The organism is Dysgonomonadaceae bacterium zrk40 (assembly GCA_016916535.1).
GTDB lineage: Bacteria > Bacteroidota > Bacteroidia > Bacteroidales > Dysgonomonadaceae > Proteiniphilum.
In genome coordinates, this window is record CP070276.1 from 21,960 (window position 1) to 48,209 (window position 26,250).

General features: G+C 48.0%; 27 protein-coding genes. 16 read left to right on the forward strand and 11 right to left on the reverse strand.

Translation table 11 applies throughout. From position 1 onward, the window contains the following. Window positions 1-8: 8 nt before the first annotated feature. The 11 genes from JS578_00110 to JS578_00160 all read right to left on the reverse strand — a co-directional run bounded on the left by JS578_00110 (window position 9) and on the right by JS578_00160 (window position 11,001). Complete coding sequence (locus tag JS578_00110) at window positions 9-1,013, reverse strand: hypothetical protein (GenBank protein ID QRX63710.1); 1,005 nt, start codon at window positions 1,011-1,013, stop codon at window positions 9-11. A gap of 3 nt (window positions 1,014-1,016) precedes the next feature. Continuing rightward, a complete protein-coding gene (locus JS578_00115; GenBank protein QRX64869.1) occupies window positions 1,017-1,592 on the reverse strand; it encodes a methylated-DNA--[protein]-cysteine S-methyltransferase in 576 nt (191 codons plus the stop codon). Between the two features lie 74 nt (window positions 1,593-1,666). Beyond that, window positions 1,667-2,677 (reverse strand): FAD:protein FMN transferase, encoded by a 1,011-nt coding sequence (locus JS578_00120; protein ID QRX63711.1) that lies wholly within the window; start codon window positions 2,675-2,677, stop codon window positions 1,667-1,669. 178 nt (window positions 2,678-2,855) lie between these two features. After that, entirely contained in the window at window positions 2,856-3,806 is a 951-nt protein-coding gene (locus JS578_00125) for a glycosyltransferase (protein ID QRX63712.1), read from the reverse strand. 15 nt (window positions 3,807-3,821) lie between these two features. Further along, entirely contained in the window at window positions 3,822-4,346 is a 525-nt protein-coding gene (locus JS578_00130) for a DUF4199 domain-containing protein (protein QRX63713.1), read from the reverse strand. A gap of 134 nt (window positions 4,347-4,480) precedes the next feature. Beyond that, window positions 4,481-5,704: a uracil-xanthine permease gene (locus JS578_00135; GenBank protein ID QRX63714.1), complete on the reverse strand. Its 1,224-nt coding sequence runs from the start codon at window positions 5,702-5,704 to the stop codon at window positions 4,481-4,483. Window positions 5,705-5,867: 163 nt separating this feature from the next. Beyond that, entirely contained in the window at window positions 5,868-7,499 is a 1,632-nt protein-coding gene (locus tag JS578_00140) for a glycoside hydrolase family 9 protein (GenBank protein ID QRX63715.1), read from the reverse strand. Between the two features lie 207 nt (window positions 7,500-7,706). Continuing rightward, window positions 7,707-8,147 (reverse strand): SOS response-associated peptidase family protein, encoded by a 441-nt coding sequence (locus JS578_00145; protein QRX63716.1) that lies wholly within the window; start codon window positions 8,145-8,147, stop codon window positions 7,707-7,709. 11 nt (window positions 8,148-8,158) lie between these two features. Continuing rightward, the gene (locus JS578_00150; protein QRX63717.1) at window positions 8,159-9,409 is read right to left on the reverse strand and encodes a Y-family DNA polymerase; all 1,251 of its coding nucleotides are present in this window, start codon (window positions 9,407-9,409) and stop codon (window positions 8,159-8,161) included. After that, the gene (locus JS578_00155) at window positions 9,384-9,842 is read right to left on the reverse strand and encodes a peptidase S24 (GenBank protein ID QRX63718.1); all 459 of its coding nucleotides are present in this window, start codon (window positions 9,840-9,842) and stop codon (window positions 9,384-9,386) included. Before JS578_00155 ends, JS578_00150 begins: the two co-directional genes overlap by 26 nt. A gap of 46 nt (window positions 9,843-9,888) precedes the next feature. Beyond that, complete coding sequence (locus tag JS578_00160; GenBank protein ID QRX63719.1) at window positions 9,889-11,001, reverse strand: metallophosphoesterase; 1,113 nt, start codon at window positions 10,999-11,001, stop codon at window positions 9,889-9,891. 127 nt (window positions 11,002-11,128) lie between these two features. On the opposite strand from JS578_00160, the gene JS578_00165 reads away from it, so the two are divergent. The 16 genes from JS578_00165 (at window position 11,129) to JS578_00240 (ending at window position 26,193) form a co-directional block, all read left to right on the forward strand. Further along, a complete protein-coding gene (locus JS578_00165) occupies window positions 11,129-12,727 on the forward strand; it encodes a cellulase family glycosylhydrolase (protein QRX63720.1) in 1,599 nt (532 codons plus the stop codon). A gap of 137 nt (window positions 12,728-12,864) precedes the next feature. Next, a complete protein-coding gene (locus tag JS578_00170; protein ID QRX63721.1) occupies window positions 12,865-13,164 on the forward strand; it encodes a transposase in 300 nt (99 codons plus the stop codon). After that, a complete protein-coding gene (locus JS578_00175; protein QRX63722.1) occupies window positions 13,161-14,054 on the forward strand; it encodes an IS3 family transposase in 894 nt (297 codons plus the stop codon). The genes JS578_00170 and JS578_00175 overlap by 4 nt, the downstream gene beginning before the upstream one ends. A 413-nt stretch (window positions 14,055-14,467) precedes the next feature. After that, window positions 14,468-15,679, forward strand: coding sequence for a transposase (locus JS578_00180; protein QRX63723.1), 1,212 nt, complete (start codon window positions 14,468-14,470; stop codon window positions 15,677-15,679). A 163-nt stretch (window positions 15,680-15,842) separates the two neighbouring features. Then, window positions 15,843-16,427 (forward strand): DUF3347 domain-containing protein, encoded by a 585-nt coding sequence (locus JS578_00185; protein ID QRX63724.1) that lies wholly within the window; start codon window positions 15,843-15,845, stop codon window positions 16,425-16,427. A gap of 51 nt (window positions 16,428-16,478) precedes the next feature. Then, the gene (locus JS578_00190; GenBank protein ID QRX63725.1) at window positions 16,479-18,932 is read left to right on the forward strand and encodes a multicopper oxidase domain-containing protein; all 2,454 of its coding nucleotides are present in this window, start codon (window positions 16,479-16,481) and stop codon (window positions 18,930-18,932) included. A 44-nt stretch (window positions 18,933-18,976) separates the two neighbouring features. Further along, entirely contained in the window at window positions 18,977-19,618 is a 642-nt protein-coding gene (locus JS578_00195; GenBank protein ID QRX63726.1) for a hypothetical protein, read from the forward strand. Window positions 19,619-19,681: 63 nt separating this feature from the next. Next, entirely contained in the window at window positions 19,682-20,068 is a 387-nt protein-coding gene (locus JS578_00200; protein ID QRX63727.1) for a DUF302 domain-containing protein, read from the forward strand. A 105-nt stretch (window positions 20,069-20,173) separates the two neighbouring features. Beyond that, window positions 20,174-20,665 carry a DUF305 domain-containing protein gene (locus tag JS578_00205; protein QRX63728.1) on the forward strand — a complete coding sequence of 164 codons (492 nt, stop codon included), beginning with the start codon at window positions 20,174-20,176 and terminating at the stop codon, window positions 20,663-20,665. Between the two features lie 45 nt (window positions 20,666-20,710). Further along, a complete protein-coding gene (locus JS578_00210) occupies window positions 20,711-20,950 on the forward strand; it encodes an SHOCT domain-containing protein (protein ID QRX63729.1) in 240 nt (79 codons plus the stop codon). 239 nt (window positions 20,951-21,189) lie between these two features. Beyond that, window positions 21,190-21,939, forward strand: a complete 750-nt coding sequence (locus tag JS578_00215) for an IS5 family transposase (protein QRX63730.1) — start codon at window positions 21,190-21,192, stop codon at window positions 21,937-21,939. Between the two features lie 39 nt (window positions 21,940-21,978). After that, on the forward strand, window positions 21,979-22,230 hold the full coding sequence (locus tag JS578_00220) for a transposase (protein ID QRX64870.1): 252 nt from the start codon (window positions 21,979-21,981) through the stop codon (window positions 22,228-22,230). Window positions 22,231-22,677: 447 nt separating this feature from the next. Further along, window positions 22,678-23,742 (forward strand): IS5 family transposase, encoded by a 1,065-nt coding sequence (locus JS578_00225; GenBank protein ID QRX63731.1) that lies wholly within the window; start codon window positions 22,678-22,680, stop codon window positions 23,740-23,742. A 57-nt stretch (window positions 23,743-23,799) separates the two neighbouring features. Beyond that, window positions 23,800-24,177, forward strand: coding sequence for an IS66 family insertion sequence element accessory protein TnpB (locus JS578_00230; GenBank protein ID QRX63732.1), 378 nt, complete (start codon window positions 23,800-23,802; stop codon window positions 24,175-24,177). Beyond that, on the forward strand, window positions 24,161-24,520 hold the full coding sequence (tnpB, locus tag JS578_00235) for an IS66 family insertion sequence element accessory protein TnpB (GenBank protein ID QRX63733.1): 360 nt from the start codon (window positions 24,161-24,163) through the stop codon (window positions 24,518-24,520). The genes JS578_00230 and tnpB overlap by 17 nt, the downstream gene beginning before the upstream one ends. A gap of 95 nt (window positions 24,521-24,615) precedes the next feature. Beyond that, on the forward strand, window positions 24,616-26,193 hold the full coding sequence (locus JS578_00240) for an IS66 family transposase (protein QRX63734.1): 1,578 nt from the start codon (window positions 24,616-24,618) through the stop codon (window positions 26,191-26,193). Window positions 26,194-26,250 lie beyond the last annotated feature (57 nt).

Consider the following 26,250-nt stretch of genomic DNA (forward strand, 5'->3'; position numbering starts at 1 on the left):
TTGTTGGGTCAAAAGGCGATCACAAGTTCCACCGTAAATTTGTTCGAATCCATCTCCGGGTTCTCTGCGAAGATGGTCATGTCGTTATCTACCATATACCATTCGTAGTCGAACCGCAGAATGGATGAGTAGCCACTACGCTTAAAACCGAAACCCAGTCCCGCGGTAAGCCGATTTACATCAAATCCCTCCATGTCAAAATTCTCGTCGATCGCATCCCACCGCAGCGCAGGGATCATCTTGTCGAAAAAGCGGGCTTTGACCGGGAGATTGTAGGCGCTCTGGATGTAATAGGAGAGAAGGTCACTGAAGAAATCGGTTTTGCTCTCCCGCTTCATCACCTCGCTTTCGAGTTTCCAGTTGGAGGTTGCATAGCGGAAGTCGGCACCATAGATGAAGAACTGCTTGGTGTCATCCTTGGGGTAGTTATACATCTTGGCAGTGACGCGTGCTCCCTGCATGCCACCCAGCTCAATTCGCCCCCCGTACGATAGATTTTTTTTCCATACCGGGTCGTTGATGGCGTTGCCGTTGAAAAGTCCTCCCTCCAGCTTCACCGGCAAGCTTCCCACACGGAAGTCGTACTTGGCCAGCATCCCCAGGTCGCGGGTACTGATGAAGTATTTTCCGATAAAGGCACGGTTTGCGAACATCATGGTCGCCGGGGTGGTGATATAGGAGTTGAAGAGCGGGATCCCGGTCTGTCCCAGGGTGAAGGAGAATCCCTCAGCCGGAGAGAGTGTGCCGCTCAGGTCGAGCACCTTGAAGTCGCCATTGTCGCTCAGCTCCAGTTGTGCACGGTAGGAGGCAAAGCTGTTGATAATACCTTTCACACCGATGCGTGAATTGCGTACCGAGAAACGCGAGTTGCCGCTTTCGGTGGCGTATTCATACTTGTTCTTGAGTGTGCCGTCCACATGTATCGAGGGATAGCGGGTGCTGTCAGCTTCTTCAGCCGTCAGTCGAAATGAGATCAGTGAGAGAAGTAGAATGGTGTAATGGATGATTCTCATAAATTATCTGTTATTGTTAATTGTTGATTGAAAAGACAGGGCTGCTTCTGCTTCCAGCAACTTCACTTTTACATGCGTACCCCAGTGGTAGCCACCCATCTGTTTGTCGGAACGCAGCACGCGGTGACAGGGAATCAGGCAGGCTACCGGGTTCCGGCCTACTGCATTGCCCACCGCCCGTGATGAGGCTGGATGACCGATCTTTTGTGCGAGCGTGGCGTAACTGGTGGTCTTGCCACAAGGGATCTGCAGTAACTCCTCCCATACCGCCAATTGAAACGCTGTTCCCTTGAGATGAAGTGACAGCGTATCTTCACTATAGGGTTTCTCGATCCGGGCAAGGGCACGTCGGTGGAGTGGATCCTCACCGGAAGTGATAAGTGCTGCAGGAAAACGATCTCTCAATTCGCCGAGCAGCTGCTCTTCTTCGCCGAAACCGGTAAAAAGGATACCCCGTGTAGAGGAGGCGATCAGCAACGGTCCGTAGGAGCTGTTGTGAATTGCGTAACGGATCACCAGCTCCCTTTCTTCTGCCGGTGTCATGGGTATGATCCTGTGCTGAGCGGGGCTTGCATTCATTCCGTGTCGACTGGTTATCTCTTTCTCGCTGGTGTTCATACTCTTTTAGGGTTTGTGATGTTCCGATGGTTTTGTTAATCCGCGATAAACTGTTCGAAGCCGTCGGACTGGATGGTGCCGAACGTCCCGTCGTCGATTTCGTAGATGAAGAGGTAGTGCAACCCCGGAATCGTGGCTGCCACCTTCTTCGACTGTTCAATGCCCATCGCCATGAAAGCGGTGGCATAGGCATCGGCAGTCATGCAATCGTCGGCAATCACAGTGGCACCCAGGATATCGAGTTGTGAGGGATAGCCGCTCAACGGGTCGATGGTATGGGCATATTTCTTCCCATCCCTTATGTAGAAATTACGGTAATTGCCGGAGGTGGCCAGCGCTTTGTCGCAGAGTGAGAGGATGGTCTGCAGCTCATGTTGCATACCTGTGCTGTCGTCGATTGGCTTGTCCACACCGATGCGCCAGCATTCACCCTTGTCGTTCACCCCACGGGCGGTGATTTCGCCGCCGATCTCCACCATATAATTCTCGATGCCGTGCCGCGCCAGCATATCACCCACCACGTCGCAGGCGTACCCCTTGGCGATGGCGGAGGTGTTGAGGGTGACGCGCGGGTCGCTTTTCACGATTTTTCCTTCCGCATCGATCATGATCTTGTCATAACCCACAAACTGTTTCAAGCTGTCGATGATCTCGGGTGTCACACTCTCCATATTCGCGAAACCGAAGCCCCATGCGTTGATCAGCGGTGAGACGGTGATGTCGAACTTGCCACCGGTTCTTTGTGCGATCTCCTGTGAGCGGTTGAAGCAGTTGAGGAAGAAACTGTCCAATGCTACCGGCTCGTTTCGGTTCACCTTCGTGATGATGGCGTCATCGCGAAAGGGGTTGAGCGACCGGTCGAATCGTTCCAGCTCGGCCATGATCTCCTCCCGCAGCGAACGGCTGTAGGCATACTTGATGTGAAAGCCGGTGTGGAAGATCTCACCCTGCTCCTGATGATAGATGTAATCTTTCTTACTTCCTGAACTGTTACAGGAGAGCAACAGGAGGGAGAGCAGCAGCAGATATGTTGTTCTTTTTGACATAAACGTACCATCTATTTAACTTCGAACTTATTAACCTACAATTCTACAATTCTACAATTCTACAATTCTACAATTCTACAAACCTACTAACCTACTAACCTACTAACCTACAAACCTACCAACTTACCAACTTACCAACTTACCAACTTGCTAATTTACTAACATTTAACCGGTTTTTCTAAATCTCTTCTTCAACCCTGTAATGGTTTCGCTCCGGCGAATTCCGGGAGACCAGCTCACCCAGGAACCCGGCGAGGAAGAGCAAGGTTCCCAGTACCATCATGGTGAGGGAGATGTAGAAATAGGGGGAGTCGGTGACCAGCGTATAGGGGTTGCCATGGTGCATGTCATAGAGTTTTATCGCACCCACCAGGATCACGGCAACGAAACCGATCAGGAACATCAGGCTTCCCCAGAGACCGAAGAAGTGCATCGGCTTCCGTCCGAAGCGGTTCAGGAACCAGAGCGTCATCAGGTCGAGGTAGCCATTCACGAAGCGGCTGGCTCCAAACTTACTGCTGCCGTACTTGCGCGCCTGGTGCTGCACCACTTTCTCCGTGATCTTCCGGTAGCCGGCGTTCTTCGCCAGCACGGGAATGTAACGGTGCATGTCGTTATAGATCTCAATATCCTTCGCCAGTGCACTCTTATAGGCTTTCAGCCCGCAGTTGAAGTCATGCAGCCTGATGCCCGACACACTGCGTGCGGTGGCGTTGAACAGCTTCGATGGGAGGTTCTTGGTGATCTTGGCGTCGTATCGTTTTTTCTTCCATCCGGAGACCAGGTCATATCCCTCCTCGCTGACCATGCGGTAAAGCTCGGGGATCTCGTCGGGACTGTCCTGCAGGTCAGCATCCATGGTGATCACCACCTCCCCCTGCGCTTTTTCGAAGGCACAGTGGAGGGCAGGCGATTTGCCGTAGTTGCGTCTGAACTTGATTGCCTTCACCTTTTCCGACTCTTTGCGGAGTTGGCTGATCACCTGCCAGGAGCCATCGGTGCTGCCGTCATCCACGAAGATGATTTCGTAACTGAAACCCTGCTCCTCCATGACGCGGCGGATCCAGTCATGCAGTTCGGGAAGGGATTCTTCTTCGTTGTAGAGCGGAATTACAACTGAAATATCCATATGCTTGAGGGTCTGTTATGCTGTTTCATTTCTTTTGTATCGCATGGCGAGGGGGACGATCAGCAGCGAAAGGATCAGCCCCAGAAAGACATCGGCCATGATCACATTGCTGAAGACGTAGGTGATTGCTCCCGGCAGTGGCTGATCTGTCAGTTGGGCTGCCAACTCTTTGCCGATGGGCATTTGTGAGGCCATCTGCATCATTGCCTCGTAGATGCCGCCGATGTAAAGAGGGTCAATCCATTTCACATGCAGCAGTACCATCAGCGATTCAAGCAGGGAGGCAAAGAAGAAGAGCAGGATGGAGAACTGAATCCCCTCACCGAAGCGCATCTCACCGTTCGTTCCCTCACGGTTGTATTTCACCAGGAAGTAGAAGAGCAACAGCGGGGTGCCGATGCTCAGTATGGTTCCGATGAAGCTAAGCAGCGGATGCAGCTCACCGGTGATCACAAACAGGTACTTGAACACCCAGTATACTCCCAGTACCAATCCGGCCTGCATGGCGTAGTTCAGTATCTGATTTTTATTCGATTCCATTCTTTTCACTTTGTGATGCAAAAGTAATCAAAATAATGCATATGAAAGGAACCGGTCGGCGGTTAATCACAAAAAAGAGGGAGACCCGTTGGTACGAGTCTCCCCTTGTCGCTGATCCCTTGTAGGGGCAGCGTTTATTGTCTGTTGGCGTTGTTATCCGCCTCCTTCTCAGTTTTTGTTCGGGGGAGGATCAGGTTAAGCAGTACACCGATCACGGCAGAGAGGCCGATACCGGTCATGCTGACGGTACCCACCTGCAGTATGGCGCCGCCGATTCCGGTAGTGAGGATGAGCGATACGATGATCAGGTTGCGCGAGTTGCTCATGTCTGTTCTGTTCTGGACCATGTTGTTGACGCCAGTGGCAGCGATCATACCGAAGAGCAGGAGCATGATACCTCCCAGCACGGCACCGGGGATCGCTTTGAGCAGGGCGCTCACCTTGGCCACCATTGAGAAGATGATGCCGGTGATGGCGGCGATGCGGATCACGGCCGGGTCGGTCACCTTTGTAAGCACCATGGCACCGGTCACCTCCGAGTAGGTGGTAACGGGAGGACCGCCGATCAGTCCCGCCAGGCAGCAGGCGATACCGTCACCCAACATGGTGCGGTGCAGTCCGGGTGTCTTCACGAAGTCCTTGCCGGCCACCTGGCTCACGGTGAAGACATCGCCCACGTGCTCAATCACCGGTGCAATGGCTACGGGGATGAGGAAGAGGATCGCCTCCCATGAGAACTCCGGTTTCACGAACTGTGGCAATCCCAGCCAGGGAGCGGCCGCCACCCCGGAGAAATCGACCCGTCCCATGATGGCGGCGACGGTGAAGCCGACGATGATGCCGGCGAAGATGGGGATCAGTTTCAATAAACCCTTGGCATACATGCTCACCACGATGGCGGTGACCAGCGCGATGATGGCCAGGAGCCAGTCCTCAGAGGCCATGTTGACCCCTGTGCCGGCGAGTGAGAGGCCGATCAGCATGATCACGGGACCGATCACCACAGGCGGGAAGAGTCGTTTGATCAGGTTCACCCCCTGCCATTTCACCAGGGCGCTCATCAGGAAGTAGACCGCACCCACGGCGATCAGTCCCGAGAGGGTGCCGGGCAGTCCGTAGAGCTCGGTGGCTTTGAGGATCGGTGCGATGAAGGCGAAGCTGCTGCCCAAAAAAATAGGGACCATGCCTTTCGTTACGAGGTGAAAGATCAATGTCCCTATTCCTGCGGTAAACAGTGCGGTGGAAGGATCGAGTCCGACGAGTAGTGGTACCAAAACGGTGGCGCCGAAGGCCACAAAGAGGAATTGAACCCCGACGACCGTTTTTAACGCGGGGCTGAGTTGCTTTTTGTTTTCCATTCAGTTGTTAAAATCATGATTTGCCTGCAAAGGTAAATGATTTTAGCTTTAACGAAAAACATTTATTTAGTAAAAAAAGATGTTTTGGAGCACTTTTCCAAAACCCCTTTTCGATGGGAATCACCTCCCTTCTGTTTGTCCCATTTCGGTCACTATCGCCTCCTCAGGGAAGCATCCATGCTAGGGCGAAGAGGAGGGATGCCTGCCAGTTGATGGCGATCTCGTTGTGCGAGTAGCTCTCCTCCTCATCCACCCAGTCGGTGGCACTGTGACCGCCGCCCACCAGGTAGCCGGGCCAGGGTGCCTCCACCGTGTCGGCACCCGAGCGCCTGTCGTGCGGATGCTTGGGCGGGTTGATGCCCAGTCCGGTCACATAGGAACGGTTGTAGTAGTTTCGTCCGAAGAGGTGTGCGATCTGTGTGAGCGCCGTCTCACGGTAACTGTTTTCCGGCCGTAGCCTCTCTGCCACGTAGAGGTTGAGTGTCTGTCGTGCCAGGCTACCGTTACAACCCCAGTAGTAGCGCACCAGCGATCGTCCATAGGCATCGTTGCGGGCGCGTGTCACCATGTTGTCGGCAGCTTTCAGCGCGTTTTCCCGGATACGCTTTTCGGCAGCTTTATCCTTCCCCTCCCGTTCTGAAAGGAGGTAGGTGAACATACCCAGGTTGGCCACGTTGCCCCAGTCCCAGTCCTCATCCACCCGGTAGTTGATTGCTGCTGCCCGCTGTTCGAAGTCACGCAGGTAAGCCTCCTCGCCGGTGGTCTGCCACAGCTCGGCAGCAGCCCAGAGCCTGTCATCCGGATCGGTGGTCTGGTAGCCACCTGTCTGGAAGTCGCCCTGTATGAAGGGCTTCTCTTCGGGGTGCTTTTGCAGGTAGTCGTAGCTGAGCCTTGCCGCTGCCAGCAGCCTGTCGGTATAAGCCTGGTCGTAAGGTGCGAAGATGCGCGCCGCCTGTGCGGTCATCGCCGCGAAGGAGACGGTTGCGGCCGAACTCCATTCGGTGAAGTAGCGCTTCTCTTTGTCATCCTGTGGCATGATAAAGCCGGAGAAATTGGTTCGGGTGAGCTTGTGCGACACCCGTCCGCTGCCGTCGGCGTATTGCATCTTGAGTACCCAGTCCATCTCCCACTTCAGCTCCTGCAGGTAGGGGGGCAGACCGGGTGCGGTCTCCGGCAGCTGCAGGTCGATCTTCTCTATCTGTGGTTGGAACTGCTCCCAGGCCATTGAGAGGATGCCCATGGTGATGCCGGCATTGACAATGTACTTGCCGTGGTCGCCTGCGTCGTGCCAGCCGCCGGTGCCGTCGCGCTGCACTCCTTTCTCTCCGAGGTAGTCGAGGTAGCCATCCTCCAGGTGACACGCTTTGGTGCAGAAGTGTTCGCCATTGTGTTCACCAGCTACGGCCATGCCGCAGCGCCAGAGGTAGAAGCCCCGCATGGCGGTACGAAAAGGATCACTATGGATGATCATACCCAGGGGGAAGGTAACGGAGCGGCTTCCGTCCGGCAACTCGAGGTAGTAGCTGCCCGGGCGCTGCAGTGCGGAGAAGTCGGCCATTAACACCTCCTGCCCTGTATCCTCCTGATAGAAGGGACCGGAGGTCTTGCCGCTGAATAATGTTTCGTTTGTCTCTGCATTCTTCACTACGAAGGTGGGAACATCGGCAGTAATGGTCGCCTCTTTCTCCTGTTGTGGCAGGTAACCGAGTGAGTTGAGGCGGATGGTTCCTGCCGGCTGCTGTGCGGCGAGCAGGGTGAAGAGGGATAGGAACAAGGTTGTAAGGATCGTTTTCATGCTTATAAAGGTTTCTAGGTTAGTACGTTATTACGTTATTGAGTTTGTAAGTTCGATGTTCGATGTTTTTAGTTCATAGTTCGATGTTCCTGGCATATCATTTTTCAATCGGCAATTTGATCTCCGGCTGGTTGCGGTTGATACGGGTGTTGCCCGCGTCGGAGGAGATGGCATGCGCGCGCATCGCCTCTTCGGGGTAGGGTCGCATCAGTTGCTCCACGCTGTTGCGTTTGGTGGCAGGGTCGATCCAGGCAGCCAGACCGTCTCGTCGGCCGGGTAGATGTAGTAGGGATGCTTCTTACCGTTCTCGTGGCGCCACTCGAAGAAGCCATCCACCACCAACACGCAGCGCTGGCTGACGATCGACTGCTTGTAGGAGGGTTTCTCGTAGATGGTGTCAGCGCGCGCGTTGAGCGTCATCTTCTGTAGCTCGGTGGCCCGCTCCTCCACCGCGAAGGAGGGGATCAGTCCCCACTCCGAGAGGGTGATGGCACCCTGGCGGATCACCGGCAGGCGGGGGTGTGCGAAGCCGGAGACCAGGTAGTGCTCCTCCTCGAAGGCGAGGGGCATCTGCACGCCGGCGTGCGACTGCAGGTACTCCCTGATCGCTTCCTTCGCTTTCTTCTCTACGGAGACGGTAAAACACATATGCTGTTTCGTTAAAGCTGTATCTCTATCAGCTCGCTGAAGCTGGTGGTGTAGCCACGTGAGAGGTGCAGGCGCCGCATCTTGTGCGTCAGCTCATCCTGCGAGGCGAGGCGCACCATTGTCTTGCCATGCTTGCGGTTCAGGTGGTCCATTGTCTCCATCAACCTCTTGTGCTTCGGGTCGGAGTTGAAGAAGAGCGAGGGTTGGTAGGCGTTGGCGTCCACCAGGTCGAGCAGGATCACCCCGGCGCGCTTGTAGTGCTTGTGCTCGCGGTAGATGCTTTTCAGTCCCTCAATGGCGAAAGGCACCAGCTCGAGCGAGGAAGAGGTGGGGAAGGGAAGCTTCAGGAGCACGCTGTTGGCATAGAACTCCTCTTTGTCATTGAAGCGGTTGGTCTCGATAAAGACCACCATGCGGCGGCACAGGGAGTGCTGGCGGCGCAGCTTCTCGGCGCTGCTCATCACAAAGGTGGCAATCCTCTCATGGAGATCCTCCAGCCTGTTGTAGTCACGGTCGAACGAACGGGTGGTGGCGATGCTCTGCTTCTTCTCGGCGATCTCCATCTCCAGGGTGGGTATCCCCTGCAGGTCGCGTTGCAGGTTACGTCCCACCACGGTCATCAGTGATCGCACCAGCGACTCGGGCAGCTGCGTGAAGTCGTAGGCCGTGTTCACCCCCATGGCGCGCAGCTTGCGGGCGTAGCGTCTGCCGATGCCCCACACATCCTCGATGACGAGCCAGCGGAGTGCCTTGATCCGCATCTCCTCGCTGTCGATCACATGCACCCCCTGCAGCTCCGGGTATTTCTTCGCGATGCGGTTGGCCACCTTGGCCAGTGCCTTGGTGGGGGCGATGCCCACACTGAGGGGGATGCCGGTCCAGCGTCCCACCTGCCGCCGCATCTTCATGCCATATGCCCGCAGGTCGACCCTCATTCCGGAGAGGTCGAGGAAGCACTCGTCGATGGAGTAGACCTCGTGCGAGGGGGTGTAGGAGGCGAGGATGTTCATCACGCGGCGGCTCATGTCGCCGTAGAGCACGAAGTTGGAGGAGAAGACCTGCACGTTGTGGGTGCGGATCAGCCGCTCTATCTGGAAGGCGGGGTCGCCCATCTTGATGCCCACCGCTTTCGCCTCGTTTGAGCGTGCGATGACGCAGCCGTCGTTGTTGCTGAGCACCACGATGGGTTTGCCGTTCAACGTCGGGTTGAAGACCCGCTCGCAGGAAGCGTAGAAGTTATTGCAGTCGGCTAAGGCGTACATTGTTGTTGATGATGGAGGTGACGATGCCCCAGATATAGATTTCCGCCTCCTCGGGGCTGTACTCCAGCGTGGGGAAGTCGGGATTGAGCGGTATAAGCCTGATTTTGTCGCCGCTCTTCTCGATCCACTTGGCGGTGAACTCGCCGTCGATGAAGCAGCAGGCCAGCAGGTCGGACGACCACTCCAGAGAACGGTCGATTACCAGGATGCTGCCTGGCTGTACCAGCGGCGCCAGCGAGGTGCCGCGCGCCACGGCGTAGAAGGTGGCATCGGGGTGTTTCACCAGCAGCTTGTTCACGTCGAGGCTCTCCTGCAGGAAGTCGTCGGCCGGCGAGGGGAAACCGCAGGCGATCTCGCCCGCCAGCGGCAGCTCGAGTTCCGAGAGGCCGGGCGTGAAGAAGTCGAAATCGGATGAGGAGAATATTTTTTCCATTGATGCAAATATATGCTTTTTCGCCCAATAAAAAAAGGGAAAAAAGTCAGGCAGGCACCAGCCTGAGCAGGGTGATCTCGCTCTGGGTGCCGAAGCGGATGGGAGAGAAGAAAGTACCCAGTCCCTGGGAGACATAGATCTGCATTTCTTCGTATTTGTAGAGTCCCTTGTTGTAGCCGAACATCCACTTGGCGATGAGTGTGAAGGGGAACATCTGCCCCGCGTGGGTGTGGCCCGTGAGCAGCAGGTCGGCCCCCACCTCCGCCATGTAGGGGATGCCGTCGGGGCGGTGGTGCAGCACGATCAGCGGCCGCTCCGGGTCTATCTCCATGCTTTGCATCACGCTCTTCACCGTGGTGCTGTCGCTGTTTGCATGGATGTCGAACGAGTCACTGTCCGCCATCATGTTGTTGAGTCCCACTATCTGCAGCTCCTTGTAGTGTGCCATCCGGTTCATCAGCAGCGTCACGCCACTCGCCTCCGTTCGGTGCAGCACCTGTTTCAGTCCCACCTGTTCGTCATGGTTGCCGAACACGAAGTAATGGGGTACGCTTATCGTCTGAAAAGCGTCCAGCACATCTTCATCTCCGTTGAAGTGCGTCTTGCTGTCAAACAGGTCACCGGTGTTAAAGATGATCTCCGGACTCAGCTCCTTAGTGATGCGCACAATCCGTTCCAGCTCTTTCTTCCCACGCGAGTTGCCCAGGTGGATGTCGGTTAGGTGAACCGCCCGGATCTCCCCGGTGAGACCCCTGATGGGGATGGTCACCTCCTTCACCCTGAAGTGATAGGCATTCCAGACGCCGTAGCCGGTGAGCAACGTTGTCAGCCCCACTGTGAGCCAGCCCCGCAGGGCGGGAGAGGGTTTTAAGAAAAGGTGCAGCAGATCGGTCACCGCGAGCGACAGCAGCAGGAGGATGAAGGCCCCCAGCAGGATGGAACCCACCAGCGACCATGCCGTCACGAACGGGTTGGTGAGCTCGCTGAAGCCGATCGATCCCACGAAGGCGAATACCAGACCCAGGGAGAAGATCCAAACCCATCCCTTCATGCCGGGAGCGGGGAAGAAGAGGGTGAACCGTCTGGAGAGGTAGAATATCGCCGCGGCCACGAGGCCCAGCGTGATTACCATGAAGAGGATGGGGGTGAATTGTCTCATAAATCGATAAACAACCGAGGGCCGGTCAATGTTTAGGAAAATCAATGCCTGAAATCAAACAAACCTGTTGCAATTTTTGTATGTTTGTATATTGGTTGTGATGTAAAAAAGCACCCGAAAACGCTACATGATGAAAAAAAACATCCTACTCCTTGCACTCTTCCTTTTCCTGTTTCAGCAGTGCGATAGTAAGCCTGTGACTCCCATTGAAGAAGAGAACCCGAATGAAAGTGTGATACCCGATGAGTCTGAAGAGCCGGGTGAAACCGGTGATGCGGGAGATACCGAAGAGCCGGAGGTGCCGGGAGTCTGGGCAAGTGCGGCTGAGATCAACGCCCGCCTGGGCAGGGGAATCAACATCGGCAACACCTACGAGGCGGAACAATCGTGGCAGTCGCCTTTCGATCCTGCCGACCTGAAATGGATTGCCGACCTGGGGTTCACCCACGTGCGCCTTCCCATCCGCTGGGAACGGGGCGATCGCAGCCTGGCAACAGCTCCCTACACCCTTACACCAGCTTTCCTGCAGATCATAGAGGCAGCCGTCGATGAAGCATTGAAGCAGAAGCTGCACATCATCCTCAACATGCACCACCACGATGCGCTGATGGCCAATCCCACCGCCGAGAAGGCGCGTTTTCTCTCGCAGTGGGAGCAGATCGCCGACCACTTCAGGGAGTACCCCGACAGCCTCCTGTTCGAGATTCTGAACGAGCCGCACGACCAGCTCACGCCCTCCTTGTGGAACGACTACCTCTCCGATGCGCTGCAGGTGATCCGCACAACCAACCCGAAGCGCTGCGTGCTGATCGGTACGGCGGAGTGGGGTGGTGTAGGAGGCCTTTCAGCACTGCAGATCCCCGATGATCCCCAACTCATCCTCACCATCCACTACTACAACCCTTTCCAGTTCACACACCAGGGAGCCAGCTGGTCCGAAGGGTCCGATGCCTGGCTCGGCACCAAGTGGCGCGACACCGCGTTTGAGCGGCAGGCGGTAGAGCAGGATTTCAAGGCAGCCGTCCGTTTCTCCGAAGAAAAGCAACTCCCCATTCACATCGGTGAGTTCGGAGCCTACTCGCGTGCCGACCTCGACTCGCGGGTCCGCTGGACCCGGTTCCTCGCCCGATGGTTTGAACAGCAGTACTTCAGCTGGGCCTATTGGGAGTGGAACTCCGGCTTCGGGATCTACAACCCGCAGAGCGGACAATATGAAGAGCGGCTGGTCGACGCACTGACAAGTGATCCCATGGCCGAGCCGTATGAACCCGATTATGCGAACCTCTACAGCAGCAACTTTGCCAACGGGCAGAGCGACGGTTGGTACCTCACCAACAATGATGCCTCGGCCGCTTCCACCATGGCCGTGGCGAACAACAAGCTGACCGTCACCGTTACCAAGCCGGGAACGGTCGATTGGCACATCCAGCTCATCAAAGCCGGCGTGAGCATTGAGAAGGGAAAGACCTACCGTGTTGCCTTCAACGCCTCCTCCCCCGACAGCGACAACCGGAGTATCTCGGTCGGTGTCTCACGGAACTCCGATCCATGGACAGGCTACGGCAGACAGTCGGTCACGATCGACAAGAACCACTCCGCCTACAACCTCCTCTTCACCTCCGCCCACACCGACTCGCAGGCACGCATCCTCTTCTCCCTCGGCAAAGCCGGCAACAACCGTGTGGTGTTGTCAGACATCAAGCTGATGGAGGTGCAATTTGAATAAAGAATCGATTCGATGAAACATCTTTTTTACCTTTTGTTGATCACGCTGGTTTTAACAACCTGTCACAGATGTACAGGTTGGAATTACTAACTTAGCCGGGACACAGAGTTAAGCATAAACGCTTATTTTTGTGTAATATGAGAAAACAAAGAACACATTTTGACAAAGCATTCAAAGAGAATGCGGTCAAACTCAGTTTAGAACGCAAGAATGTTTCCGAGCTTGCACAGGAATTGGGTATTGCCCCCTTTCTTCTATATCGTTGGCGGAAAGAATACCAGCAGAAAGGTGAAGCCAGTTTTCCCGGACACGGAGTCCAGTCATTAAGTGAGGACACCAAAAGGATTGCTGAACTGGAAAAACGTCTGGGTGAAGCTGAAACGGAGCGGGACATATTAAAAAAAGCTTTGAGCATCATCTCCAAGAGAGATCGTTGATCTATCTCTTTATAAAGGAATACAACTCGAAACAATGGACGATCGAGGTGATGTGTAAAGTACTGAAAGTGCCCAGGAGCAGTTATTACCGCTGGCTTAAAGATCCGGAGGGCGCGCGTAAGCGTAAGTATATGGAGCTGGACGAAAAGATCAGGGATGCCTATTTTGCTGCCAAGGGACGCAATGGAAGCCCCCGGCTGGCGAAGGATTTGCAGGTATCCGGAACTCCTGTCTCGAGAACCACCGTAGCATGCCATATGAGGGAAATGGGCTTGCGCAGCAAACTCTCGAGACGATTCAAAGTGACGACGGATGCCTCTCACAACTATAAGGTTGCACCAAATCTGCTGAATCGCAGGTTTAATCAGAATGAGCCTGTGAAAGCATGTGTCTCTGACCTGACCTATATTCCATGTCGGGATGGGTTTCTTTATCTGACCTGTGTGCTGGATCTTTTTGATCGCAAACTGATCGGGTGGTCCATAAGCGATCATATGAATGCCTCCCATACCGTAGTCCCGGCCATAAGGATGGCCAATAGGAACAGACCTTTTGCAGAAGGAATGATATTCCATTCTGACCGGGGTATCCAGTATGCCTGCAAACAGACTGTCAACCTTTTGAAATCCTTGAAGCTGGAACAAAGTATGAGTGGAAAGGGAAATTGTTGGGATAATGCTGTGGCTGAAAGTTTTTTCAAAACTTTCAAATCTGAATTGGTCTATGGTACCAAACTCAAAACAAGAGAGCAAATGCGCTTGCAGGTATTTGAATATATTGAATCCTGGTATAATCATAAAAGGAGATTCTCAGCATTGGGTAACTTAACCATTGATGAATTTTGGAATCAGTATAATCTTAAAAAAGAATCAATTAAAAATGTCGCTTAACTTTTTGTCTCAATTAAGTTTGCAAGTCCACTTTTCTGAGGAGTTTTTCACTTCAGAATATCACTGAATTAATTAGCTTTTAAATAAGTCTGCATACGTATTACTTAAAAAAGAGAACTAAAATAATTCAAGTTTAGTATAAAATATATACTAATCCAGAGAGAAGAATTAGTTTAAAAATAAGTATCTTAAAAATAAAAGTCTATTTTACAGGACTTAATAATTCAATTCTATTCATTTGATTTTATGATAGTTCATAAACTATTTCTTCTGAGGCATGTTATAATAATACTTCGGTAAATATTCAATTAACTGATTAGAATTCAATGATTTACATAACATAGTTTAACATAAAAAAGATGGCTAAGTAGCTGATTATCAGTAGCTTTATAGCTGATGAAAGCCTAATAAAGATGGATAGAACCAGCATACTTAACCAATATAGAGGTATCTGTAGTGATGTTCTTGGTGAACTAACTACGAAGTTAAACAAAAGTTTCAAATCATTCCTTATGGAGACGCTTATTTTGTATCTGGTCATTCCCGGGAGGATTAATTTCCTACAATTAGGGAGATATGGCAAGTCGTGTGAACAGCGATTTCGCCAGAACTTCTCGAAGGATTTTGATTGGCTGGAGTTTAACTTGTCTTTGTCTGATAGGGTATTAACCGGAGATCGCAAGGCTATTGCCATTGATCCCAGTTATATAACCAAATCAGGAAAGAATACCCCTTGGATTGGTTACTTCTGGTCGGGTGCAGCCGGTCAGGCGAAAAGGGGATTGGAAATCCTGGGAGTGGGCCTTATAGACGTCGACAACAAGGATTGCATCAGTCTACAGGCCGTTCAGACTCCGGACCGTCAAACCCTGGAGAGTCGCGAGGCCAACCTGATCGACTGGTACCTGCTGGTCCTTGAATCGATGCAGGAGAAACTCCATCGGACAAGCCGTTACGTGGTTGCTGATGCCTACTTCGCAAAGAACAACTTCGTTACGGGTCTGCAAGAGATGAAGTTTGATCTGGTCAGCCGTTTCAGGGATGACGCCGCACTTTATTATCCAACACTGCAGAAACCAACGGGCAAGAAAGGAAGGCCTAAACTCTACGACGGTAAGATTGACATGGCCAACCTGGATACAACCAGAGTGCAAAAGATCAATATTGATAACGGTGATCTCTACACCTTGATAGCCTATTCCAAATCACTTAAACAGATGGTCAGGCTTGTCGTCTGGTATTCCAAAGATGGGAAAAAACCAAAACTGTTCTTCTCTACCAATTCTAAGATGAGCGGGAAGGATGTCATAGAGTATTACCGCACCCGTTTTCAGATCGAGTTTTGCTTCAGGGATGCAAAAGGCTTCACAGGACTGATGCAATCGCAGGCAAGGGATGTAGCAAAGCTATCGTTCAACTTTAATGCATCTCTTACCTCGGTTAACCTGGCAAAGGTGTTGGCAAAGGAGAAAGGCATCCCCTTTTCGATGGCATCATGTAAAACAATGATACACAACGCTTATCTGCTTGAACGATTTATTTGCGTGTCTGGCATTAAACCGAACAGAAGATTAAATGATAAACTTGTTAAAGAACTCGTGGAGTTTGCAGCCATTGCTGCATGACTCATATAGTAAATTTTTAACGGACTATTGTTATAATATAGTGATTAATAAATCAACAAACGAAGTTAATAAGAAAAAACTCTCACTACGGCAATACGATGCTAAACCAGAGGGAGAAACCGTAGAAAATTAATCCCCAATATTAATCCTAAAAACAAACGAAATGAAAAATTTACAAATAACTGTTGGCATACTATCCTTAACTTTAGCGTTTATGCTCACTTCTTGTACGAACAGTGAAAAAAGAAACAATCCTTCCGATCATAACATTAAAGATGAGACCCGTTTAGGCGGTTTAGGTAACATAGATGATGCTAAAATTGTGGAAACAGATGCAATTCTAACTACTTATCTGTATATGAAAGATGCGTTGGTAAATGAAGATAGTAAAATTGCAGCCGAAGCGGGAAAAGATATGGTTACACAGTTCAACGATTTTGAAACCGATAGATATGGTGAGAATAACCAACAAGAATTAAAAGAAATCATAGAAGATGCAACAGAACATGCCCAACATATTTCCGAGAATCCAATAGATCACCAAAGGGAGTATTTTGACATATTGAGCAAAGACATAATAGACCTAATTGCTATTACAGGTACGGGGAAAAAGCTTTACCAAGCTTATTGCCCAATGTATAACAATAATAAAGGTGCTCAATGGTTGAGTGAGTCTAAAGATATCCAGAATCCCTATTTTGGAAGTAAAATGATGACATGTGGTGAAGTACAAAAAGTGATTAATTAATCATCTCCATATAAAACTCATCTCTAAATGTAAAATCAACGACCTTATTATATGAAACAAACTTTTACTCAAGTACTTATTACAAAATTCCCTCTTATTATTTTATTTAGTTGGTTCTATTCATTTGCAACAATTGCTCAAATTGCAAATCTTCAAGAAGAGAATATTGACAACTGGCCAGAGCGTGAATATCACCTCATTATCGATTATAAAGAGGTGAATTTTACCGGAAAACCGGTAAAGGCTATGACTATAAATGATGGCATCCCCGGTCCCAATCTTATTTTTGAAGAAGAAGAATATGCCATAATCCATGTGACCAATAATATGGAAGAAGAAACATCGGTACATTGGCACGGCATGATTCTACCCAATTATTTTGACGGTGTACCCTATTTGACTACACCCCCTATACGACCCGGGGAGACCTTTACCTACAAATTTGCTATTAAACAATCCGGAACATATTGGTACCATTCGCATACAGGTTTACAGGAGCAACGTGGCGTATATGGATCCATTCAAATAAATCCCAAAGAAAAAGATTTTGAATACGACAAAGACCTCGTTTTAGTCTTATCAGATTGGGTTGATGAAAATCCTGATAATCAGTTGCGAAATTTGAAACGTGGGAACGAGTGGTATTTAATCAAGAAAAATCAAGTGCAAAGTTGGGATAAGATCATTAAGCAAAAGGCAGTAGGCGCTAAACTAAAAATGATGTGGCAGCGCATGCCCGATATGGCAATATCGGATAACTACCACGATCTGTTTTTAATAAACGGTGAAAATAAACAGGAATATCCCGATTTTGAACCCGGAGAGAAAGTTCGGTTGCGTTTTGTAAACGCTGCGTCGGCTTCTTATTTCTGGCTCACCTTTGGTGGAGAAGACCCTTTATTGATTTCGGCCGATGGCAAAAATGTGATACCTATAAACAAGAACAAAACATTAATTAGTGTAGCCGAAACCTATGACTATATTGTGACTATTCCGTCAAACGGAAAGTTGCAAATACGTGCCACCTCTCAAGATGGCTCTGGTGAAGCATCCGCTTATATTGGTAAAGGTCCTACCCTTGCAGCATCTTCTGTGCCTAAACCCGATCTTATCAAATTAATGAAAGAGATGATGGCGATGGACATGAAAATGGGAGCTCCGGCAGCTAAGTTCCAACCGCGAAAAAGCGATTCCATCCGGGTAATGGAAAAGTACAGTATGTCGATGGGTGAAATGGATATGGATATGGAAAAATCTATGAACAAATCGGATGAGATGCAGATGGATACCCACAAAGATTCGACCCAAATGGCCAATGAGAAGATAGATCATTCGACAGCAGCCGATAAGAAAGAGATGCAGCAAAAGAGAGAGATGGAAATGAATAATGGAGAGGAAGAGCACAACGAGAATGAAATGAACGAAATGGATGGAGATAATATGGGATATGTTCTTCCTGCAGACAAAGTGATTGGCGACCCCATGAAAACAGGCAGTAATCCGGAATTTAATTACAACTACCTGAAATCGCCCGAAAAAACAAACTTCGAAGAGGATAAACCCGTGCGTGAAATGCTCTTTAATCTTACCGGAAATATGAATCGTTACGTGTGGAGTATCAACGGAGTTCCTTTATCAGAAGCGAGTAAGATTAAGATTAAGCAAGGTGAAGTTGTTCGCATTACTTTAAACAACCTTACCATGATGCATCATCCGATGCACTTGCATGGACATTTTTTCAGGGTCTTAAATAAAAACGGTGAGTACTCCCCCTTGAAACATACAGTTAATGTAGCTCCAATGCAAAAAGTAGTAATCGAATTTGATGCAAATGAATCGGGAGATTGGTTTTTCCATTGCCATGTACTTTATCACATGGATAGTGGAATGGCACGTGTCATAAGTTATGATACTCCCAGAGACGAACGCATGAAACGCTTTGCTTTAGGCAATCTAACTAAAACTGACAAGCATTTATTTACGTGGGCAGAGCTTACTGTTGCCAGCCACATGACAGAATTTTTTGCCACCACCACAAATATCAGAAATCAGGTGCGGCTGCGTGGCGAATATGGATGGAACAAAAATTTGGAGGCCGAACTTACTTATGAACGTTACCTGAACAGCTATTTTAGGATTTTTGGCGGAGCAAACTTAGAAAATGAGAACGAAGATAGCCTGAATGATCTGGAAACCACTGCAGTGGTTGGTATCAAATATTTTTTGCCGCTCTTAATAGATTCCGATTTGCGTATCGATAGTAAACTCAGACCTCAAATAGGTTTATCTACCGCCACAATGATTTTTCGTCGTGTGCTGCTTTATGGTGAATTTGAATACCAAATGGATTTCGGTTGGGTCGATGATTTGCCTGACGGGAGTGACCTGAAAGGAGAAACCACTTGGCAGGTAGGGCTGGAATACTTTATAAATCGAGACTGGCGTATCAATGCCAGTTATGACAACCGATTTGGTGCCGGCGCAGGTGTGGCTATGATCTTTTAAACGTTTCAATATCAATAACTATTAATTAAAAAACAAAAAAAATTATGAGAACTTCAATTAAATTTTTATTCGCAACAAGTTTGTTCATTCTACTTTTAGGCTGTAAAACCACCTTTAATGCACCCAGTGCTATGGAAGCTCAACAGAATAGGCAAGAGATTTATCAGGAGATTGTTTCAAATAAAACCCATTTAAACGAGTTGATGGAAATAGTACAAAACAACGACGAAGCCAAAATGGCCCTGATGGAAAACCATCTGAAAATGATGGAGAGTGGAGTAATGAAGGAAATAATGCAAAATCCGCAGATGAAGGAAAAAATGATGGCGCACAGACAAAAAATGATGCAGGAAAACCCGGACATGCAAAAGATGATGATGCAGAAAATGATGGAGAACTCCGAAATGCGCAAAAAAATGATGGCACAGATGCAGGAGAAAATGAAAGAAAAAATGGATGAAAATCCTGAGATGCGTGAAAAAATGATGGAGAAGATGCAAGGAATGATGAAAGAACATCCGGAGATGCATGAGAAGATGATGAAAGCGATACAAAAGATGATGCAGGACAACCCCCAAATGCGTGAAAAAATGATGGATAACATGACAAAAATGATGGAAAGTAATCCGGAAATGGAAAAGAAGATGAAAGAGAAAATGGAGAAAATGAAGAAAAAAGACAATTAATAACGCAAACCGTACATCGCGGTAAAAAGAACCAAATTTATTAACATTTTAAAATATATCATTATGTCTTATTATTTCAATAAAAATATGTCAGCAGATTTTGAATCCGTAAAGAAAAAAGTAGTTGCAGAACTGGAAAAAGAAGGTTTTGGCATCCTTTCAGAGATAGATGTGCAAGCAACATTGAAAAAGAAACTCGATGTGGATTTCAGAAAATATCAAATCTTGGGTGCCTGCAATGCTCCTTTTGCTCACAAAGCGTTGAAAGCTGAAAATAAAGTAGGCACTATGTTACCCTGTAACGTAATTTTACAGGAATTGGAAAACGGTCAGGTGGAAGTAGCTGCCGTTGATCCCACTGCCAGCATGCAAGCAATCGAAAACAAAGAGTTAGCAAGCATTGCCGGCGAAATAAGGGAAAAATTGCAAAAAGTAATTTCAGCCTTGTAACTATTGAGTTGCTTTATTCCCACTCGCGCACATTGTAATTGGCGCGAGCTGGGGACTCTTTGTCAGAACTATATTTAATTTGGATCAAACACTAAAATAAAAAAAATGAATTCACAAGAAGAAACAAACAACAAAAAGAGCAAAAACAACTACACCAAATTTATTTTAATGCTCGCCGGTTCTTTTATAGCCATGTACATTACAATGTATCTCAACTCTTATCAACTTGACCATGTATACTTTAGTCTCACCCGTTTTTATATGACTTGTTTAGGAATTGCTGCTATGGCATTAATCATGTTTTTTACAATGCGTAAAATGTATCAAAACAAAAAGAAAAACAGAGCTATTATTCTGGGCAGTATTTTGCTTTTCGTCAGCGCACTTGGTCTAGTCAGAGCTCAAAGACCAATTATTGGAGATGTTCTTTGGATGAAAGCAATGATACCTCACCATTCTATTGCAATTTTAACAAGTGAGCGGGCAGATATAAAGGATCCTGAAGTGAAAAAATTAGCAGAGGAAATTATTGAAGCTCAAAGAAGAGAGATTGCTGAAATGAAATCGATGATTAATCGTCTTCAGAATAAAAAATAGAAGTAGATAAATCAAAAACAACCGATAAAAAGAACGGAGTAAATTATGATGGACAGATATGGCGAACACGGTTGGGGAATGGGATTTGGAATGGGCTGGTGGTGGATCATCGGGCTCATTATTATGGTGATCATAGTTTGGATGATTGTGAAAGTAATAAATCAAAATAAAAACTCTATCACCCGTGTCGGAAATAAATCTGCGTTTGATATTTTGAAAGATCGATATGCTCGCGGCGAAATTGACAAACAAGAGTTTGAGGAACGCAAAAAGGATTTAATGTAGAGAGAATTCTCTCAATCCGGTAACTTTAAGATAATTCACGTAAACAATTTGTTTGCGGTACAAGTGAATTGTTTTTATACAAAAAAGAAAAAGGATGAAAGCATTTTGGCGAATTTTTATTTATACGTTGTTATTAAGGGGACCTCTAAAAACTAGAGTAAATAGTAAATACCTCAAATAAAACTTTCATACATCATTGTTTATTAGTATATTGCACTATAATTACAATGAAGATAAAGATGAAAATGAAGAAGTTTAAAAGATATAAAGATTACGGATTTTTCGATCAAGATATAAGACTTAGTAAATTGTCGGCCTTAGGTGATCCTTTGGAGCGTTTGAATAAGCATGTTGATTTTGAGCTGTTTAGGACATTCTTGCTAGAGAGTCTAACTATTGAAACCAAAGGCAAAGGAGGTCGTCCACCATACGATTACGTTATGATGTTTAAGATACTCATTTTGCAACGTTTTTATAATTTATCCGACGATCAACTTGAATTTCAAATTAATGACAGAATGAGTTTTATGCGTTTTTTGAATTTAACCATTGCAGATGATATTCCAGACAGCAAGACTGTTTGGAATTTCAGAGAACGCCTGATTGATTTAGAATTGGTAGAGCCACTTTTCAATCTGTTTTTAAAAGAATTAGAACGATTGAACCTTGTAGTGAATGAAGGTAAAATAGTTGACGCTAGTTTTATTGAAGTACCAATACAGCGTAATACGCGTGATGAAAATAAACAAATCAAGGCAGGAGAAGTTCCAGAGTCATTTAAACAAAATTCTAATCGGTTGGCACAGAAAGATACTGATGCTCTTTGGACAAAGAAAAATAATATCAGTTACTTTGGTTATAAAAATCACGTGAAACAGGATTCTGGGAGTAAATTAATCACTAAGTACACAGTAACTGATGCTTCGGTACATGATTCACAACAAACTGAAACTTTATTGGAAGAAAAAGACAAAGGAGAACCTTTTTAGGCAGACTCAGCCTATACAGGTCCGAGTCAAGAGCAAGCGATAGCTTCGAAAGAAATGGTAAATCAAGTCTGTGAGAAAGGTGCTAAAAACCGTCCACTTACAGAAGAGCAAAAGGAAAACAACAGAATAAAATCAAAAGTACGCTCAAGAGTAGAACACATCTTTGGTTTTATGGAAATGAGCATGAATGGAATGTATTTGTACAATATTGGTATAAAAAGGATTACAGCCATAATAGGGTTGATGAATCTTACGTATAATATGTTCAGGAGAATACAGCTTATCAGTTAATAAATAGGATAAGTGCGTCTTTACATGAGATATAACATTAAAAACAACTATAAATCTAGTGCTAACGAGAAATATTGAAAATATTTGAACTAAACCTATTTCTAAAAACTCAAGAATAAACAAACTGAAAATGAAATATAGGGTTTTTAGAAGTTCCCTTAAGTATTCCGCTTATAACGGTAGTGGTTTTTAAACCAACTACTGATATGGTATTTGCGGATGAACTAGGTAAAATATTTTCCTTACTGGGATTTACTATTTTGGCACTACAACCAGTTTTGTCTGCCCGTATCCAGGTTGTGTAAATTAAACTGTGTCAGGTTTTATTTTTATAGTTAGGGTCTGCTGAATAATAGATATTTATTCTGAAAATCAGCAAATTAAACGATATAAAATTTGCATAACTGCAAGAAATTGAGTATTTTTACTTCATAAACCTTGCATTTTATGATACGATACAAGAGCTCCAGACAGCTTTCAATATCCGAGTTCAAGATGCCTTTTGAGGCAAAACTGGATGAGAATAACCGGTGGGTTGTTCTTTCAAAAATAGTTCCCTGGGAAGAGTTCGCCCGGCTTTACTACAAGAACTTCAAGAGCAACCGTGGTGCCCCCACCAAGGATGCCAGGCTTGTGCTGGGAGTGATCATCATCAAGCACATCATGAAGACGGACGATCGCGGTGTGATAGAGATGATCCAGGAGAATCCCTACATGCAGTATTTTCTTGGACTCGAAGCTTTCACTTATGAACAGGTAATGACGCCCTCGCTGCTGGTTTCCATCAGGAAACGCATTGATCTGGATGTCTTTGAATCATTGACAGACGATTTAATAAGAAAAGGGTTGAAGCTGAAAGCCGGGACAAAACAAGAAAAGGCTGACACGGTTACGAAGGATGAAGAAGATGATAATGATGACGACCCTGATCCACATCCCGGGAACAAGGGGAAGCTTCAATTGGATGCAACGGTCTGTGATGCGGATATCAAGTATCCCACCGATCTGGATCTGCTGAACGAGAGTCGTCAAAAGGCCGAGGAGTTGATCGATGAGTTGTGTTTAAAACTGGGTATTAAAGATAAACCCCGTACTTACAGGAGGGTTGCACGCAAGGATTTTTTGAATGTGTCGAAAATGAAGAGAAAACCTGCCAACGTTTTAAGACAAGCGATACGCAAGCAAATCAACTACCTGAAGCGGGATGTACGGACTATCAATGAGATGCTGGACACCATAAAGGATGAACCGGTTCCTTTTGACAGGCGGCAACTGAAATATTTTTTTGTTATCCAGCATCTGCTGGAACAACAGGAGACAATGTACAAGAAGAAGAGCCATCAAGTAGAAGATCGCATCGTGAGCATTCATCAGCCGCATGTACGTCCCATCGTGCGTGGCAAGGCCAAGGCCAAGACGGAGTTTGGCGCCAAGATCAACATCAGCCTGCTGGATGGATATGCCAGGGTGGATCATTTTGACTGGGATGCCTTTAACGTAAGCCCCCGATAAAATACCCATTTTAGCGAAAATGGTTTTTTCCGATCTTTGCCTGCAAACCTATTTTCTATGAAGCCTGTAAGCAAAGAAGAATTCCTGGCGATACTGGAACGCCAACAGAAGAGCGGGTTAAGCATCAAGGACTTTTGTGCGAACGAGTCCTATACGGTCTCAAGCTTCCACTACTGGAAAACCAAGTTCGGACTCACCCGGCCCTATAACAATCATGCGCCGGATGCACCCACGGACATGCTGGCACCAATCAACTTAAACCTACCCATAAAAGCCCCTGTATCCTCGCCGGCCTCATCACCACGCAGCAGTCAGGGAGAGATCAGGATCAAGCTCCCGGGAGGTATCCAGGTCAGTTTCATTGGCAGTGCCCAGACAGAGATCGCTATCAATTTACTGAATCAAATCTGCTCACGCCATGTTCTGCCTGAATGATAATATGCGCTACTTCCTGTGTCCTGGGAAGACAGACATGCGAAAAGGGATGAACTCGCTCTGTGGTGTGGTTCAAAACCTGATGGGATATGATGTGCGCATGGGTGATGTCTTCATCTTCATCAATCGAAACCGTACAACCATGAAGCTTTTGCATGCAGAAGATGGAGGGTTGGTTCTGTACATGAAAAGGCTCGAGGAAGGCACCTTCCGCATTCCCGCGTACGATGAGAAGAGTCGTTCCTATCCCATGCAGTGGCGTGATCTGGTGATGATGGTAGAAGGGATACAGGATGATCCGGGCAGCCGGTTGAAGAGGCTCAAAGCGATGAGAAACGGGTAGTAAAAATAATCAGAAAAAGAGTGAAAATAATCTCCTGAAAGCTTGTCCAGATCAGGGTTTTTTATTATTTTTATGACTGAATAAAAGCCCGGTAAATGGACCAGATGCAAGCCTTAGAACTCCTCATACAATCGCAGGCGGAACAAATCCGTCAGCTCACTGAGGCTAACGCGAAGCTATCTGAACAGCTCACCGGGATGCAGCAGCGGATGGATAAGCTGCTGGCACAGATCGCCTGGTTCACCCGGCAGTTCTACGGTCGTAAAAGCGAGAAACTCTCGCACCTGGATCCGGGCCAGCTCTCCCTGTTTGAAACGATTGCAGACGAAGAGGAAAGGCTTGCTGAGATCGAAGCGGCCCGTGCTACTGCCGAGAAGCAGATAGAAGAGCAGGCTCCCGCCAGGAAGAAAGAGAGATCCAACCGCAAGATGTTGGAGGGTCTGCCCGTGGTGGAGGTTGTGCTGGAACCGGAAGAACTTGATCTGAACAAGTACAAGCGTATCGGTGAGGAACGTACCCGTACACTTGAGTTTGAACCCGGGAAGCTGTACGTGAAAGAGCTTGTACGCCCCAAGTACGCTTTAAAAGACAACACTGCCCTGACGGTTGATGGCACAACCGGTGTGATCATCGCCCCGCTCCCGTTACTGCCCATATACAAGGGACTTCCCGGTGCCAGTCTTCTCGCTGAGATCCTGCTCCAGAAGTATGTGTATCATCTCCCCTTTTACCGCCAGGTGCAGCAGTTGGGGCATCTGGGGGTGAAGATACCGGAGAATACGATCTCCGGCTGGTTCAAACCGGCCTGTGAGCTCCTGAAGCCGCTCTACGAGGTACTGAAGAAAGAGTGTATTGATACTGATTACCTCCAGGTGGATGAAACCACACTTCCGGTGATCAACAAGGAAAGTCACAAGGCAAAGAAAGAATACTTGTGGATGGTGAGAGCGGTCATGAAGAAACTGGTTTTCTTTTATTACAACGATGGTTCCAGGTCACAACAAACCGTGGGTACCCTGCTGAAATCCTTTACCGGTTACCTGCAAAGTGACGGGTGGCAAGCCTACAATGTCTTTGACAAGGAGGATCAGGTGTGTCTCGTTGGCTGCATGGTCCACATAAGGCGCTATTACGAGAAGGCCCTGAATGAGAATAAAGCACTGGCAGAACATGCCCTGAAAGAGATCCAGCAGCTGTACCGGATAGAGAGGATGGCTGACGAGCGAAACCTCACGTTCGAGGCACGGGCCAAACTCAGGGAGGAACTTGCAGCTCCTATCATGAAGTCGCTTGAAGCCTGGATGGAGAAAACCTACCCGAAGGTCCTTCCCCAGAGCCTTATCGGTGAAGCCATCGGTTACTCCTACTCACTTTGGCCTCGAATGAAAAATTACCTGCTGGATGGCAGGCTGAAACTCGACAACAACATGGCTGAAAATGCCATCCGCCCCATTGCCCTGTCTCGAAAGAACTTCATGTTCTGTGGCAACCACGAGGCAGCCGGGAACACGGCCATCATCTGTTCCCTGTTGACCTCATGCAAGGAGCAGGGGGTGAATCCCCGAGAGTGGCTCATCGATGTGATAGGCAAGATGCCTTATTACCAGAAACCGGGGAATGATGAAAACCTGAAGAAGCTTTTGCCGAATTACTGGAAAAACAAAGGAAACTAGCGAATCTCTAGTCAAAATCTAATAATGCTCTAATAAATGCCTATAGGCACTCTAATA